The organism is Wenxinia marina DSM 24838 (assembly GCF_000379485.1).
Taxonomy (GTDB): Bacteria; Pseudomonadota; Alphaproteobacteria; order Rhodobacterales; family Rhodobacteraceae; genus Wenxinia; species Wenxinia marina.
This window is the reverse complement of sequence record NZ_KB902276.1, coordinates 371,250-386,680: the sequence shown is the minus strand read 5'-3', so window position 1 is coordinate 386,680 and position 15,431 is coordinate 371,250. Positions and strand designations below refer to the sequence as shown.

Genomic DNA, 15,431 nt, shown 5'->3' with positions numbered 1-15,431 from the left:
GATCCGCTCGCTGCTCTACCTCGCCGGCCTGCAGGCCTCGCGCCGGGACCCTGCCTTCGCCGCCTTCCGCGCCCGCCTCGAGGCCGCCGGAAAGCGTCCCAAGCAGGCCATCATCGCCGTCGCACGCAAGCTCCTCACCGTCCTCAACGCCATGCTCCGCGACGCCAAGGACTACGCGACAGCCAACCCCTGAGGTTACAGTTGCCGGTTCAGGCCCGGGACGCGCAGTCGGCTGCCCCCACGCCCCCGGCCCCCGCACGCCCCGCCGGGTCAGGCCCGGGACGCGGAAGCCCTTGGGCAGACGCCTGCCCCCTCCTCCACCCGCCCCGGCCTCCGAGCCGGTTCGCGGAAGACGGCGCGAGGTCCCGGGCAAGCCCGGGACGGGGAGGATCTTGCGCGCTCGGCAGCGGGGCCGCTCACGCCGGGTCCAGAGCCCGTCCCAGACGATTAAGCCGCGCCTTCTTCAGCAGCCGGCGCACTGTCCAGGCCTCGCCCGACAGCGCCCGCGCCTTCTCCACCACCTGTTCGGCCACCCTCTGCACCACCTCCGGCTCCCGGGCCCACAGGTCGCGCAGGAACCCGTCCGGGTCGAGCCGCACCAGCCCCTCGGCCGCCAGCGCGTCCTTGGGGAAGTCCTGCGCGTTCTGCGTCAGGATCGCATCGCACGAACCGTGGATCGCCGCCGCCAGCACATGCACGTCGTCCGGGTCCGGCAGCCACAGCCGGCCCTCCCGCCCCTCCCACCCGCGCACCCGCGCGTCCGGAAACGCCAGCGACAGCGCCGCGATCTCGCCCCGCGCCACGGCCTCCGCCTCCGGCCCGAGGCGGCGGGTGGCGCGCGCCCATTCCTCCTCGATCCGTTCGGTCCAGCGCGCCTGGAACAGGCCGGCGGCGGCGCAGCCGAGGACGATCTCGCGCATGACGGTGGGATAGAGGACGTTCGCGTCGATCAGGACGCGCATCAGAGGCGGAAGGCCAGCGCCTTGAGGTAGCCCGACTCGGCGAGGTGCGGCAGCACCGGGTGGTCCGGGCCCGCGAAGCCCGTCCAGACGATCTGCCCCCGGCGGCCCGCCTTGCCGATGCCGCGGGCGCAGGCGCCGCGGAATTTCGCCAGATCGGCGGCGTGGGAGCAGGAGCAGAGGACGAGGTAGCCCCCCTCCTCCACCAGCGGCGCGGCGAGGCGCGCGATCCGCTCGTAGGCCCGCAGACCGGCCTCCAGCGCGGACTTCGACGGCGCGAAGGCCGGCGGATCGCAGACGACGAGGCCGAAGGCCGGCCCTTCCGGCGCCAGCGCCGCCAGCGTGTCGAACGCATCTCCCTGCCGCGTGTCGAAGTCCGCCGCCCGGCCCATCGCCTCGGCGCCCTTCGTCGCCAGCCCCAACGCGGCGGCGGAGCTGTCCACTGCAGTCACGTCCCGCGCCCCGCCCGCCAGCGCGGCGAGGCCGAAACCGCCGACGTGGGAGAAGACGTCGAGGACGCGGGCGTCCCTGGCGAGGCTGGCGGCGAAGGCGTGGTTCGGCCGCTGGTCGTAGAACAGCCCCGTCTTCTGCCCGCCGAGGAGGTCGGCGAAGTAGACCGCGCCGTTCATCTCCACCCGCACCGGCCCGTCCGGCGCCGGGCCGCGGATGACGACCGTCTCCTCGTCCAGCCCCTCCAGCGTCCGCGACCGGCCGGACGCGTTCTTGACGACGGTGGTCACGCCGCAGACCTCCGCCAGCGCCTCCGCGATCTCGGGCAGCGCGGTCTCGGTCCAGGCGGCGTTCGGCTGCACCACGGCGGCGTCGCCGAACCGGTCGATCACGAGGCCCGGCAGGCCGTCCGCCTCGGCATGGACGAGGCGGTAGAAGGGCGCGTCGTACAACCTCTCCCGGTGATCCCGCGCCCGCGCCAGCCGCGCGCGCAGCCAGCCGCCGTCGATCCGCGCCTCGGGGTCGCCGTCCAGCACCCGCGCGGCGATCCTGCTGGCGGTGTTGACGGTCACGACCGCCATCGGCCGCCGCTCGGCATCCTCCAGCACCGCCAGCGCCCCGGCAGGCAGGCCCTTCGTCCGGCGGTCGAGGACCAGCTCGTTGGCGTAGACCCAAGGAAAGCCGTGGCGGATCGCCCGCGCCTCGGCTTTCGGCATCAGGCGGACGGTCGGATAGGGCTGGGGCGGAAAGGGCGGCTGCATGGCCCGCCTTTAGGACGTTCCGCGGGCGGGCGGAAGCCTCGGCGCCGCCCCCTCAACCGGCACGCGTTTCCGATAGCGCTAACGGTTGTCGCTCCTCCCGTGCCCGTGCTAGAGCGGCTGCGACGCGGCCCTGCCCCCGGAGGACCCGATGAGTCTGCACCCCCGCCTGAACGACGTCACCCAGAGGATCGTGGAGCGCAGCGCGCCGCTGCGCACCGCCTATCTCGATCGGATGGCCCGCGCCGCCGCCGAAGGGCCGCGCCGGGCGCACCTCGCCTGCGGCAACCAGGCCCACGCCTACGCCGCGATGGGCGAGGACAAGGCGGCGCTGGCCGACGGCCGCGCCCCGAACCTCGGCATCATCACCGCCTACAACGACATGCTGTCCGCGCATCAGCCGTTCGAGCGCTATCCCGAGCTGATCCGCCAAGCCGCCCGCGCGACCGGCGCCACGGCGCAGGTCGCGGGCGGCGTGCCCGCCATGTGCGACGGCGTCACCCAGGGGCAGACCGGGATGGAGCTGTCGCTTTTCTCCCGCGACGTCATCGCGCTCGCCGCCGCCGTCGGCCTGTCGCACAACGCCTTCGACGCCGCGTTGTGGCTTGGCGTCTGCGACAAGATCGTCCCCGGCCTCGTCATGGCCGCGGCGACCTTCGGCTACATCCCGAGCGTCTTCCTCCCCGCCGGTCCGATGACCTCCGGCCTGCCCAACGACGAGAAGTCCAGGGTCCGGCAGAAGTTCGCCGCCGGCGAGGTGGGACGCGACGCGCTGATGGAGGCCGAGATGGCCTCCTACCACGGCCCCGGCACCTGCACCTTCTACGGCACCGCGAACTCCAACCAGATGCTGATGGAGTTCATGGGCCTGCACCTGCCCGGCGCCTCCTTCGTGAACCCGAACACGCCGCTGCGCGACGCGCTGACCGTCGCCGGGACCGAGCGGGCGGCGGAGATCACGGCCCTCGGCAACGACTATCGCCCGGTCAGCGAGATCCTCGACGAGAAGGCGTTCGTGAACGGCATCGTCGGGCTGATGGCGACGGGCGGATCGACGAACCTGGTGCTGCACCTGCCGGCGATGGCGCGGGCGGCGGGCGTGGTCCTCGACCTCGAGGACTTCGCCGAGATCAGCGCGGTCGTGCCGCTGATGGCCAAGGTCTACCCCAACGGCCTCGCCGACGTGAACCACTTCCACGCCGCCGGCGGGCTCGGCTACATGATCGGAGAGCTGCTGTCGGAGGGCCTGCTGCACGACGACGTCAAGACCGTCGCGGGCGACGGCCTCGCCCGCTACACGCAGGAGCCGAAGCTGAAGGACGGCCGCATTACTTACGAGGACGGCGCCGGAGTCAGCCAGAACGACAAGATTTTGCGCCCCGCCGCGGACCCGTTCCAGAAGACCGGCGGCCTCGTCCAGCTGACCGGCAATCTCGGCCGCGGGGTCATCAAGGTCTCGGCCGTCGCGCCCGAGCGGCACGTGATCGAGGCGCCGGTCCGCATCTTCCATGAGCAGGAGGACGTGAAGGCCGCCTTCCGCCGGGGCGAGTTCACCTCGGACTGCGTGGTCGTCGTCCGCTTCCAGGGGCCGAAGTCGAACGGCATGCCCGAGCTGCACTCGCTGACGCCGACGCTCGCGGTGCTGCAGGACCGGGGGCTGAAGGTGGCGCTTGTCACCGACGGGCGGATGTCGGGCGCGTCGGGCAAGGTGCCGGCGGCGATCCACGTCTCGCCCGAGGCGGCGGACGGCGGGCCGCTGGCGTACCTGCGCGACGGCGACGTGGTGCGCCTGGACGCGACGCGCGGCACGCTGGAGACGACGGCCGACTTGTCGGGCCGCGAGCCGGCGACGCCGGACCTGACCGGCAACGGCACCGGCGTCGGGCGCGAGCTGTTCGAGGTGTTCCGCCAGAACGTCGGCCTCAGTTCGGCCGGCGCGGCGGTTGTGGTCTGAGAGGATGGCGTCGTGCGGGGAGGGAAATGCCGTACCACTCGTCGACCGCTACCCTTCGCCCTGCCCCGCCGACCCTTGCCTTGTGACTCGAAACCCGCCGCGCGTCGTTAACATTTCTTAATCCGGAGCCGCTTCCTTGACCCCAGAACATGCCTCCCAGCTGAACGCCGAACTCTGCGGCCTCGCCCCGGTCATCCCCGTCCTCGTCGTCTCGGACGCATCCTCGGCCGCCGACCTCGCCCGCGCGCTCGTCGCGGGCGGTCTGCCCGCCCTGGAGGTGACGCTGCGCACACCCGCCGCGCTGGACGCGATCCGCGAGATGGCGACGGTCGAAGGCGGGGTCGTCGGCGCTGGCACGCTGATGTCCGAGAAGGACGTCGAGGCGGCGAAGGAGGCGGGCGCGACCTTCGGCGTCTCGCCGGGCGCGACCGACCGCATCCTCGACGCGGCCGAGGCCAACGACCTGCCGCTGCTGCCGGGCGCGGCCACCCCGTCCGAGGTGATGCGCCTGCTGGAGCGGGGCTACTCGGTGATGAAGTTCTTCCCCGCCGAGGTGAACGGCGGCGTGCCGGCCCTGAAGGCCATCGGCGCACCGATCCCGCAGGTGCGGTTCTGCCCCACGGGCGGCATCGACCTCGCCCGGGCGCCGTCCTACCTCGCGCTACCGAACGTGATGTGCGTCGGCGGCAGCTGGGTCGCGCCGCCCGACAAGGTGAAGGCGGGCGACTGGGAGGGGATCGCCCGGCTCGCGGCCGAGGCGGCGGCGCTGCCGCGCTAGCCGCAGGTCGGCGCCCGGGCCGGCGCCTCGGTCGGCTCCGCCAGAACGGCGACGCCGGCACCATAGCCAGCGGGCCCGCCCTCGGGCGCGATGTGCAGCTCGATCACCGCCGCGGACGACAGCGCGTCGAAATCCCAGTAGAGCGTCGCGCCGATCTCGATGTCGGGCACCACGCCCGGCGGCAGCGGATAGCCGTCGCAGGGAATGCTGGTCTGGATGCGCGTCCCCGGCGGGTGCGGCCCCGCAAAGGTCCGCACGACCGTGCCCCGCACCGTGCAGGCGCTGCCGCTTTCGGGCGCCACAACCGCGATGTCGGCGATCTGCATCACCATCACCGCCTCGGCCACCAGCTCGTCGTAGACGTCGCAGGGCAGTGCGGCGTGCGCGGGCGCGGCCGCGAGCGCGAGGAGCGCGGCGAGCCTCACGCCTAGCGCCTCCGTCCGCCGCGGCGGCGGGCCGGCGGCGGGGCGGCAAGGCCGGCCTCCAGAACTCCGGTCATCGGGTGGCCCTCGGCGCCGGGGCGATGTTCGGCGAGGTTCGCCTCGATCGCCGCCCGCTGGTCTGTGCCCGCCGGCAGGGCCAGCGCCCAGTCGAGGAAGATCGAGCGGCACTCGGGCGCGCCGATCCCCTCCATACGGTAGGCTTCGGCGATCACGCCGGTGGGATCGTGGGCGTCGCCCTTGGCCATCGTCTCAGCTCTCCAGAAGCCGGTCGAACGCGGCCGCGGCGTCCTGCCCGGCCTCGTCCATCGCGGCGCGCAACGCGTCCATGTCGGCGTGCCCCGTCTCGCGCAGGACGAAGCGGCGGCCGCCTTCGCCCAAGTCTTGCGGCCGCAGCGCCCCGCCGGTCAAGAGCCGCGCGGCGGCCTGAAGGCGCCAGAACAGGTCGGAGGCGCGGCAGAGGGCGTCGCGCTGGCCGGGGTCGAGGTAGCCGGCACGCTCGCCCTCCCCGATCTGCGCCGCGACCTGCCGGTCGGGCGCCCCTGCCAGCAGCGCCGCGGTCTGCGCCGCCAGCTCCACCTCCATCAGCCGCCCGGGCCCCAGCTTGGCGTCCCACTCGCCCTGCGGCGGCTTCGCGGCCGTGATCCGCGCCCGCATCTCGGCCACCTCGGCGCGCACGCCCGGCCCCTCCGCCTTGTCCGCCAGCACCTCGCGCCGGAACGCTTCGACCTCGGCGCAGAGGCCTTCGGCGCCCGCGATCGGGCGGGCGCGGGTCAGGGCCAGATGTTCCCACGTCCAGGCCTGCGTCTTCTGGTAGTCGCGAAACGACGCCAGCGAGGTGGCGACCGGCCCCTGCTTGCCCGACGGCCGCAGGCGCATGTCCACCTCGTAGAGCCGCCCCTCGGCCGTCGGCGCCGTCAGCGCGGTCAGGAGAGCCTGCGTGAGCCGGGCGTAGTAGGTGCGTGTCGCGAGCGGGCGACGGCCCTCCGACGTCTCCACCCCTCCTGCGTCGTAGATCACGATGAGATCGAGGTCCGACATCGCGTTCAGCCGCCCCGCACCCAGCGAGCCCATCGCCAGGACCATCGCGCCGCGTCCGGGCGGGGCCCCGTGCCGCTCGGCGAAGTCGGCCTGCACGACGGGCCAGAGGCCGGCCACGACCGCCTCGGCGAGCTGCGCGTACTGCGCCCCCGCCTCGGTCGCCGGGATCAGGCCGCGCAGGTGGTGGACGCCGACGCGGAAGTGCCATTCCTTCATCCAGCGTCGCGCGGTGTCGAGACGCGTCTCGTAGTCCGGCGCGGCGGCGAGCGCCTTCGACAAAGCCTCGGTCAGATCCGCCGTCCCCGGCCACGGCGCGAAGAAGCTGCCGCCGATCACCGCGTCGAACACGGCGGCGTTGTGCGACAGGTAGCGCGCGAGCGCGGGGGCGGTGGCGCTGATCTCGACGATCAGCTCGGTCAGGCGGGGGTTCGCCTCGAACAGCGAGAACAGCTGCACCCCCGCCGGCAGTCCGGCGAGGAAGGCGTCGAAGGCGTGCAGCGCCTCGTCCGGCTTCGCCGCCTCCTGCAGGCGGGTCAGGATGTCCGGCAGCAGCCGGCGGAAGATCTCGCCCGCGCGGGCGCTGCGGAGCGCGGGGTAGCCCGGCCAGCGGGCGGTGACCTCCTTGCCGAACGCCTCGGGCACCGGCGCCGCCTCGCCGGGGGCGAAGAAGCCCTCGGTCAGCTCGTGCACCTCCTCCAGCCGCGCCTTCAGGTCCTTCTCGAACGTTGCGCGATCCATGCCCATGAAGGCGGCCAGCCGCTCGAACCCTTCGGCGTTCTGCGGCAGGGCCTGGGTCTGGGCGTCGTTCACCATCTGCAGCCGGTGCTCGACCTCGCGGTGGGCGCGGTAATGCCCGGTCAGCGTATCCGCCACGTCCTGCGGCACCCAGCCCGCTGCGGCGAGGCGGGCCAGCCCCTCGACCGTGCCGCGCACCCGCAGGGACGGATCGCGCCCGCCGGCGATGAGCTGCCGGGTCTGGGTGAAGAACTCGATCTCGCGGATGCCGCCCCGGCCGAGCTTCATGTCGTGCCCCGGCAGCGATAGGGGCCCGCCGAGGCCCTTGTGGTCGCGGATCCGCAGCCGCATGTCGTGGGCGTCCTGGATGGCGGCGAAGTCCAGATGCTTGCGCCAGACGAAGGGGCGCAACGTCTTCAGGAACGCCGCGCCTGCCTGTTCATCCCCCGCCGCGACGCGGGCCTTGATCCAGGCGGCGCGCTCCCACGTGCGGCCGACGCTCTCGTAGTAGGACTCCGCCGCCGTCATCGCCATCGCGACCGGCGTCACCGCCGCGTCGGGCCGCAGCCGCAGGTCGGTGCGGAAGACGTAGCCCTCGGCGGTGACGTCCGACAGCGTCTGCGCCAGCTTGCGCACCACGCGGACGAAGCCGGCGCGCGCCTCGGGATAGTCGTCGCGGGTGAAGCGGGTCTCGTCGAACAGGCAGATCAGGTCGATGTCGGAGGAATAGTTCAGCTCGAACGCGCCCATCTTGCCCATGGCATAGACGGCGAGGCCGCCGCCGGACGAGGCGTCCTCCTCGGCCAGCCCCGGCAGGCGGCCGCGGGAGATGCCCTCGGCGATGTAGGCCCTCAGCGCCGCGCCCACCGCGGCGTCGGCGAAACGGGTGAGCGCTCCGGTCACCTCCTCCAGCGGCCAGGCCCCCGCAAGGTCGGCGAGCGCGGCCAGCAGCGCGGCGCGGCGCTTGGCCTGGCGCAGGCCGTCCGGCAGGTCGCCGGCGGGCAACTCCGCGATGCGGACGAGTTCGTCCGCCAGCGCATCCTCGGGCGCCTCCAGAGCCGGGCGGATCCACTCCGCCTCGCGCGACAGAAGGCCGGCGAGGTAGGGGCTGCATCCGGCCGCTCCGGCGATCAGCTCGCGCACCTCCGGCGGCTGGTCGGCGAAGGCGGCGGACGCGTCGGCCCCCCTCTCGGGATCGAAGGGACGGGGCGAGCGGGACTGGCGGGCGGCGATCGACATCGGCGCGACCTTGGGTGCACGCGCGCCTCTGGTCAATCGCACGCGGGCGGGCCAAGGTCCGGCCATGAGCAAGAGCCTGAAACGCGTGACAGCGGCGCTGGAAGAGGCGGGGCTGACCGCCCGGCCGGTGGAGATGAGCGAGGGCACCCGCACCGCCGATGAGGCGGCGGCTGCGGTCGGGTGCGAGCTCGACCAGATCGTGAAGTCGCTGATCTTCATTGGCCACGACAGCGGCGAGACTCACCTCTTCCTCACCGCCGGCGGCCGGCAGGTGCAGGCGGATCGGGCCGAGGCAGTGGCCGGCGAACTTCTGGCCCGCGCCGATGCGGCCGAGGTGCGGACGCGCACCGGGTTCGCCATCGGAGGCGTGGCGCCCCTGGGGCTGACCGGGCCGGCGCGGGTCTGGCTCGATCCGCGGCTCTTCGACTTCGCCGAGGTCTGGGCCGCCGCCGGCACGCCGCGACACGTCTTTCCGATCGCGCCGGACGAGCTGGCGCGGCTGACGGGGGCGCAGAAGTCCGATTTTGCCGCCTGAGGCCGGAGGCGCCGCTTTCTTCCGGCCCGAATCAGGGGCTTACGCCATTGCCTGCCCCTCAATGTGAAAAACCTTCACATCCCCTCTTGCGAGAACCGCGCCCCACGCTCATCTAGGGTCATGTGAAAGGCATTCACATCGCAACCCCGGCACAAGGAGGCCGCACGCAGATGAGCACCACCGACATCCACCCGCAATCGACCGACTGGCGCGGCGGAGAGCGGGACAACCTGCTCGCCCGCGCCGAGGGCTGGCTGGACGATCGCGGCAAGGGCGCCTGGATCGCCGCCATGATCCTCGGTTTCATCGCCTTCTGGCCGATCGGCCTGGCCCTTCTCGCCTACATGATCTGGAGCAAGCGCATGTTCAACGGTTCCTGCGCCCGCCGCGGCGGGCAGCACTCGGCCAAGCGGATGCACCGCAAGCACGGCTTCCGCACCTCGGGCAACAGCGCCTTCGACAGCTACCGGTCGGAAACGCTGCGCCGGCTCGAGGACGAGCAGGACGCCTTCGAGGCCTTCCTCGAGCGGCTCCGCTCCGCCCGCGACAAGGCCGAGTTCGACCAGTTCATGGACGAACGCTCGCGCCGCGGCGACGACGACCGCAGCGATGACGGCGACAGCCCGGTCCGCGGCTACGAGCCGCCCCGCTCCAACGCCTGACGCCCCGTCCGGGCCGGCCACGCGGCCGGCCCGGGTCCTTTTCACCCCGCCCCTTTTCCGGAGCCCGCCATGGCCCATTACGCCTCCGCACTCGTCGCCCCGCCCGAGGACGACGCCTTCGCGCTGACCGCGCTCAAGATCGTCCTGTTCTCGGGCTTCGGCATCGTCGCCACGATCCTGGGCTTCGTGTTCTTCATGCCCGCGGGCTTCGTCCTGGCCGGCATGGTGGCCTGGCTGGGGTTCGAGGGGGTCTACGGGCCCTACCGGAGCTTCGCCCTGCGCGCGCTGTCGATGGTGTTCTTCGCCGCCTTCGCGGTCATCGCGACGATCATGGGCTTCGTCCACGCGCCCCCGCTCGGCTTCGCGCTCGCCGCGCTGTTCCTGTGGCGCGGCTTCGGCCGGTTCGGCGCCGGCGCGGCGGCCGAGCAGGTGGCGCCGCGGACGCCCGAGGCGGCGCTGCGGCCGACCGGCAACGAGGCGTTCGACGCCTACCGCACCGACATGCTGCAACGGCTCGAGGACGAGCGTGCGCAGTTCGAGGGCTTCCTGGCGCGGCTGCGCGCCGCCAAGGATTCCCGCGAGTTCGACCAGTTCATGGAGGACCGCGCCCGACGCGCCCGCGAGGCGCGCGGCGACTGACGGCCCCTTCCCCGCGGCCCTGCCCTCCGGGCCGCGCCCCCTTCCCTCTCGACCGGAGATAGACCCGACGTGACGACCTACTCCCCCCTGATCGGCCTGCCCGACCCCGAGACCCGGCCCGAATTCTACCGCGGCACCGCGGTGAAGCGGGCGATCGCCTGGGTGCTGGACGTGACGCTGATCGCGATCCTGGCGGTCCTCGTCCTGCCCTTCACCGCCTTCACCGGCCTGTTCTTCTTTCCGATGCTGATGCTCGTCCTCGGTTTCGTCTACCGCTGGCTGACGCTGTCCGGCGGGTCGGCGACGTGGGGGATGCGGCTGATGGGGATCGAGATCCGCGACCGCACCGGCGAGCGGCTGGATTCGCAGACCGCGCTGCTGCACACCGCCGGCTACACCGTGTCGGTCCTCGCGGCGCCGGCGCAGCTGATCTCGGCGATCCTGATGCTGGTCACGCCCCGCGGCCAGGGCCTGACGGACATGATCCTCGGCACGGCGGCGATGAACCGGCCGCTCCTGCGGCGCTGACGGAGCGGCGATCCGCAGCCTCCCTCCATTCGGGGGGTTTGCGGACGCGCGATCGGTTGCTAGGTTCCGGGACGGGAGACCTCAACGCCACCGCTGCCGTCACGCTCATGCGCCACACCCTGCCCCTCGCGCCGCAGTTCTACGTGACTGCGCCCCAGCCGTGCCCCTACCTGGCCGGCCGGATGGAGCGAAAGCTGTTCACCGCCCTGCAGGGCGAGCAGGCCGAGCAGCTGAACGACGCGCTGAGCAAGCAGGGGTTCCGGCGGTCGCAGAACGTGCTGTACCGCCCGTCCTGCGCCGACTGCGCCGCGTGCCTGTCGGCCCGCATCGACGTCTCGCAGTTCGAGCCGACGCGCAGCCAGCGCCGCACCCTGCGGCGGAACGCGGGGCTGACGCGCCGCGCGACCAGCCCCTGGGCGACGGAAGAGCAGTACGACCTGTTCCGCGAATATCTCGACAGCCGCCACGCGACGGGCGGCATGGCCGACATGGACATGTTCGAATTCGCCGCGATGGTCGAGGAGACGCCGATCCGCACCCGCGTCATCGAGTACCGCGAGGAGGCGGAGCGGACCGCGCACCTGCGCGCAGTCAGCCTGACCGACATCCTCGATGACGGGGTGTCGATGGTCTATTCCTTCTTCGCGCCCGAGATGTCGAACCGCTCGCCCGGGACCTACATGATCCTCGATCACGTGCGGATCGCGCGCGAGCTGGGGCTGCCGTACGTCTACCTCGGCTACTGGGTCCCCGGCTCGCCCAAGATGGGCTACAAGGCCGGCTTCTCCGGCCTCGAAGTGCACCGCGGCGGACGCTGGGAGCGGGTGACCCGCCCCGAGGCCTACCGCGCCGAGACCCATCCGCTGTCCGTCGAGCCGATCGCCGAACAGGTCGCGCGGATCACCCTGCCCGGCGTGCGCCCGGTCCGCTGACACCGGTCCGCCCCGGCCCCGACCCGGCGCCTTTGCCGATCTCGCCGTCCGGCCTGTCCCCGTGTTCGGGCAACACCGACTCCACCAGCTGGACGTTCACGAACGACACATTCAGCGGCGCTCGCCGCCGATCCGGTACCAGCGGTAATCATGTGGATCGAGCGAGAAGCCCTCGCCCGGCTCCAGCGGGCCGCCGCAGCGCAGGAGCGGCTGCAGCGGCGCCTCGAAGCGGGGAACGATCGCGATCTTGCGGTCGGCGAGGTTGTGGAAGGTCACCACGCTGTTGCCCTGCCAGGTCGAGCACAGGCCGAGGACGCCCTCGGGCAGGTCGTCCAGCACCCGCGTGTCGCCCCAGCCGATCTCGGGACAGGACCGGCGGGTGCGGATCAGGCGCCGCACCTCGTCGAGGAGCGAGCCGTGGCTGTCGCGCTGCCGCGCGACGTTGACCGCCTTGTGGTCGTAGGGCCCCTCGGTCGCCATCGGCCGGATCAGGTCCCCCATCGTCTCGGAGAAGCCGCCGTTCCGCCCCTCGGACCATTGCATCGGCGTGCGGACGGCGTTGCGCTCGGACAGGTCAAGGTTCTCGCCCATGCCGATCTCGTCGCCGTACCACATGACCGGGGTGCCCGGCAGCGCGAAGAGCAGCGCGTGGGCGAGCTTGAGCCGCGCGGGATCGCCGCCGAGCATCGGCGCCAGACGGCGGCGGATGCCACGGCCGTAGATCTGCATCCCGTCCTCGGGCGCCCACGCCTCGAACACCTCCTGCCGCTCGTCCTCCGTGAGCTTGTCCAGGCTGAGTTCGTCGTGGTTGCGCAGGAACACGGTCCATTGCGCCTGATCGGGCGACGGCTGTGGCCGCGACTCCAGCGCCTTGGCGATAGGCCCGGCCGTGCCGCGGACCAGCGACAGCGCGATCGCCTGGTTCAGCGGAAAGTCGAAGACCATGTGCATCCGCTCGTCGCGGTCGAACTCGCGGCCGCCGAAGTAGCTGGGCGCCAGATCCCGCGTCACGTTCGCCTCGGCCAGAAGGATGGTTCCCGCGCGGCGCCAGGACAGGAAGTCGCGGATCTCGGACAGCAGGATCATCGGATCGCGCTCGGGGATGTCCTTCAGGCCCTTGTACTCGATCAGGAACGGCACCGCATCGACCCGGAAGCCGGACACGCCGAGTTCCAGCCAGTAGCCCATGATCCGCATGATCTCTTCGCGGACCTCGGGGTTGGCGATGTTGAGGTCGGCTTGGTGCTTGTAGAACCGGTGCAGGTACCACGCCTGCGCGCTGCGGTCGTAGGTCCAGACCGCCTCCTGCACGCCGGGAAAGATGATGCCTTCGGACATGTCCTCGGGCTTCTCCTCGCTCCAGACGTACCAGTCGCGCCGGCGCGAGCCCTTCTTGCGGGCCTCCTGGAACCACGGGTGATCGGTCGAGGTGTGGTTCACCACAAGGTCCACGAGGATGTTCAGCCCCCGTTCACGCGCCGCGCGGCTGAACTCCACGAAATCGCCGAGCGTGCCGAACTGAGGATCGACCCCGTAGAAGTCGGTGATGTCGTAGCCGTTGTCGCGGCCGGGCGAGGGATAGAACGGGTTCAACCAGACCGTCGTGACGCCGAGCGCCTCGAGATGGTCCAGCCGGTCGGTGAGACCGCGGAAGTCGCCGATCCCGTCGCCGTTCGAATCCATGAAGGTCTTCACGTCGAGGCAGTAGAAGACGGCGTTCTTGTACCAGAGATCCAACATCGCCAACGTTCTAGGGCGGGGTCGCCCCCCGTCCATCGCATCGCGTCACCGTGATCGCCGCCACACCGACATCCGGAAAGGGGGGGGGCGGCCCGGAGGACCGCCCCCTTCCGCTGATCCGCTTCCGGCTCAGCCGATCGGCTGGCCGTCGTTGCGGCGCACCCAGATCACCGACGAGCGCGGCGGCATCCCGTCCTCGCCCGGCCACGAGCCGCCGGGGTGCTGGATGCCGACGAACGCCGTCGTGCGGTCCGCCGACCAGGTGAGGCCGGTCACTTCCGACCCGTTCGGGCCGGTCAGGAAACGCGCGATCTCGCCCGTCTCGGGGTCGCCGACGAGCATCTGGTTGTTGCCCATGCCGGCGAAGTCGCCCTCGTTGCTGTCGTCGCCGTCGGTCTGGATCCAGAGCAGGCCGTCGGACGAGAACTGCATGCCGTCCGGCGAATTGAACATGTTGCCCGGCGTCACGTTCGGCGAGCCGCCATACTCGTTGTCGTAGACCTGCGGGTTGCCCGCCATCACGAACAGGTCCCACGCGAAGGTGTCCGCGCCGTGGTCGCCGCCTTCGGGCCGCCAGCGCACGATCTGGCCGTACTCGTTGGTCGGGCGCGGGTTCGGGCCCGCCGGCTCCATCGCGTCGCCGCCGGCGTTGGTCGCCCCCGCCTCGCGGCGCGAGTTGTTGGTGAGCGCGCAGTAGGCCTCGGCCGCGACCGGGTTCACGGCGACCCATTCGGGGCGGTCCATCGTGGTCGCGCCCACGGCCGAGCCGGCCATCCGGGCGTGGACCAGCATCTCGGCCATCTCCATGCCCGTCCTCTCGGGCGTCAGCGGCAACCACTCGCCCGTGCCGTCCTCGGTGAAGCGCGCGACGGAGAGCGTGCCGTCCTCCAGCAGGGCCGAGCCGTTCGTGCCCTCTTCCCAGACGCCGTTGGAGACGAAGCGATACAGGAACTCGCCCCGCTCGTCGTCGCCCATGTAGACGACGATCCGGCCGTCCGCCGCCTGCACCATCGCCGCGTTCTCGTGCTTGAAGCGGCCGAGGGCGGTATGCTTGACCGGCACCGACTGCGCGTCCGAGGGATCGATCTCGACGATCCAGCCGTGGCGGTTCGGCTCGTTCGGGTCGACCGAGATGTCGAAGCGGCTGTCGTACTGCTCGTACGCATACCGGCTTTCGGCGCCGATGCCGTAGCGCGCCCAGCCTTCGGTGATCTCGACCTCGGGGTCGGTCGAGCCGAAGTAGCCGTTGAAGTTCTCTTCGCAGGTCAGGTACGTGCCCCAGAGCGTCCGCCCGGCGCCGCAATTGTTCAGCGTGCCCTTCACCTCGGTGCCCGAGGGGTCGGCCACGGTCTGCATCAGCGGCGTGCCGGCGGCGGGGCCGGAGAGCGTCATCGGCGTCTGGTGGGTGATCCGGCGGTTGTAGGGGCTGTCGACCACGACCTCCCAGCCAGTCGCGCCGTCACGGACCTCCATGACGGTGACGCCCTGGAGCATCATCAGCTTCGTGGCGTCCTCTTCCGAGTTCACGACGCTCCCCGACTCGGCGGGCGCGTTCGGAAGGTTGATCGTCTCGTTGACGTACTCGTGGTTGACCGCGATCACCTGGGCGCCGTCGATCTCGTACAGCTCCATCCCGTCGGTGTTCTCGCCGAACACCCGGTCGGCTGTCGCCGGATCGCCGCCCTGGGCGGCGTCGAACTCGGCCGCGTCCGAGAAGAGCGGATCGCCCCAGCGCACCAGCACGCCCCACTCGTAGTCTTCGGGGACGTGAACGTCGTAATCGGTCTGCGCGGCGATGGGCGCGAAGGCGAAGCGGCTGCTCTGCGCCATCGCTGTGGTGCCCTTCAGCGTGCCGAGGCCCATCGCGGCCGCGCCCGAGCCGAAGGCGAGCACGCCGCCGAGCAAGCCGCGGCGGCTGATCGCGCCGGCGACGACGCGGTCGAAGTCGGTCTCGCCCGGCGCCGGGCGGCGCAGCTCGTCCCACTCGTCCCAGCTGAGGTGGCGGGTGTCGGTGTCCTTCATGGCGGTAGCTCCCCAAGGT

At 71.9% G+C, this 15,431-nt stretch carries 14 protein-coding genes and 1 pseudogene; 8 read left to right on the top strand and 7 right to left on the bottom strand.

All coding sequences use genetic code 11. The features are described from left to right. Window positions 1-193 (top strand): annotated as a pseudogene (locus A37W_RS0101915) (hypothetical protein); the annotation flags it as partial. Between the two features lie 223 nt (window positions 194-416). Here the strand turns inward: A37W_RS0101915 and A37W_RS0101910 are convergent. Then, the gene (locus A37W_RS0101910) at window positions 417-962 is read right to left on the bottom strand and encodes an RSP_2648 family PIN domain-containing protein (RefSeq protein WP_018301338.1); all 546 of its coding nucleotides are present in this window, start codon (window positions 960-962) and stop codon (window positions 417-419) included. Further along, the gene (locus A37W_RS0101905) at window positions 962-2,170 is read right to left on the bottom strand and encodes an RSP_2647 family RNA methyltransferase (RefSeq protein WP_018301337.1); all 1,209 of its coding nucleotides are present in this window, start codon (window positions 2,168-2,170) and stop codon (window positions 962-964) included. The genes A37W_RS0101910 and A37W_RS0101905 overlap by 1 nt, the downstream gene beginning before the upstream one ends. A 148-nt stretch (window positions 2,171-2,318) precedes the next feature. Between A37W_RS0101905 and edd the strand changes: the two genes are divergently transcribed. Together edd and eda are read left to right on the top strand one after the other, a co-directional pair. Beyond that, window positions 2,319-4,121 carry a phosphogluconate dehydratase gene (edd, locus tag A37W_RS0101900; RefSeq protein ID WP_018301336.1) on the top strand — a complete coding sequence of 601 codons (1,803 nt, stop codon included), beginning with the start codon at window positions 2,319-2,321 and terminating at the stop codon, window positions 4,119-4,121. Between the two features lie 136 nt (window positions 4,122-4,257). After that, window positions 4,258-4,899, top strand: a complete 642-nt coding sequence (gene eda, locus A37W_RS0101895) for a bifunctional 4-hydroxy-2-oxoglutarate aldolase/2-dehydro-3-deoxy-phosphogluconate aldolase (RefSeq protein ID WP_018301335.1) — start codon at window positions 4,258-4,260, stop codon at window positions 4,897-4,899. Here eda and A37W_RS0101890 read toward each other — a convergent pair. Genes A37W_RS0101890 through A37W_RS0101880 form a run of 3 tightly spaced genes read right to left on the bottom strand, consistent with a single transcriptional unit; the run spans window position 4,896 to window position 8,354 of the window. Further along, window positions 4,896-5,324 carry a hypothetical protein gene (locus A37W_RS0101890; protein ID WP_018301334.1) on the bottom strand — a complete coding sequence of 143 codons (429 nt, stop codon included), beginning with the start codon at window positions 5,322-5,324 and terminating at the stop codon, window positions 4,896-4,898. The two genes, eda and A37W_RS0101890, sit on opposite strands and share 4 nt — an antisense overlap. Before the next feature lie 2 nt (window positions 5,325-5,326). Further along, entirely contained in the window at window positions 5,327-5,587 is a 261-nt protein-coding gene (locus A37W_RS0101885) for a hypothetical protein (protein ID WP_018301333.1), read from the bottom strand. A gap of 4 nt (window positions 5,588-5,591) precedes the next feature. Then, window positions 5,592-8,354: a [protein-PII] uridylyltransferase family protein gene (locus tag A37W_RS0101880; protein WP_018301332.1), complete on the bottom strand. Its 2,763-nt coding sequence runs from the start codon at window positions 8,352-8,354 to the stop codon at window positions 5,592-5,594. Between the two features lie 64 nt (window positions 8,355-8,418). On the opposite strand from A37W_RS0101880, the gene A37W_RS0101875 reads away from it, so the two are divergent. From A37W_RS0101875 to A37W_RS0101855, 5 genes are all read left to right on the top strand, one after another. Continuing rightward, window positions 8,419-8,889 (top strand): YbaK/EbsC family protein, encoded by a 471-nt coding sequence (locus tag A37W_RS0101875; RefSeq protein ID WP_018301331.1) that lies wholly within the window; start codon window positions 8,419-8,421, stop codon window positions 8,887-8,889. Window positions 8,890-9,059: 170 nt separating this feature from the next. Further along, a complete protein-coding gene (locus tag A37W_RS0101870; RefSeq protein ID WP_018301330.1) occupies window positions 9,060-9,551 on the top strand; it encodes a DUF2852 domain-containing protein in 492 nt (163 codons plus the stop codon). 69 nt (window positions 9,552-9,620) lie between these two features. After that, the gene (locus tag A37W_RS23105) at window positions 9,621-10,190 is read left to right on the top strand and encodes a DUF2852 domain-containing protein (protein ID WP_018301329.1); all 570 of its coding nucleotides are present in this window, start codon (window positions 9,621-9,623) and stop codon (window positions 10,188-10,190) included. Window positions 10,191-10,259: 69 nt separating this feature from the next. Then, window positions 10,260-10,718, top strand: coding sequence for an RDD family protein (locus tag A37W_RS0101860; protein ID WP_018301328.1), 459 nt, complete (start codon window positions 10,260-10,262; stop codon window positions 10,716-10,718). A 107-nt stretch (window positions 10,719-10,825) separates the two neighbouring features. Further along, complete coding sequence (locus A37W_RS0101855; RefSeq protein ID WP_018301327.1) at window positions 10,826-11,650, top strand: arginyltransferase; 825 nt, start codon at window positions 10,826-10,828, stop codon at window positions 11,648-11,650. A gap of 111 nt (window positions 11,651-11,761) precedes the next feature. Here the strand turns inward: A37W_RS0101855 and A37W_RS0101850 are convergent, their stop codons facing one another. Then, on the bottom strand, window positions 11,762-13,390 hold the full coding sequence (locus tag A37W_RS0101850) for an alpha-amylase family protein (protein ID WP_018301326.1): 1,629 nt from the start codon (window positions 13,388-13,390) through the stop codon (window positions 11,762-11,764). Window positions 13,391-13,519: 129 nt separating this feature from the next. Continuing rightward, window positions 13,520-15,412: a PhoX family protein gene (locus A37W_RS0101845; protein WP_018301325.1), complete on the bottom strand. Its 1,893-nt coding sequence runs from the start codon at window positions 15,410-15,412 to the stop codon at window positions 13,520-13,522. Between the last annotated feature and the right edge of the window lie 19 nt (window positions 15,413-15,431).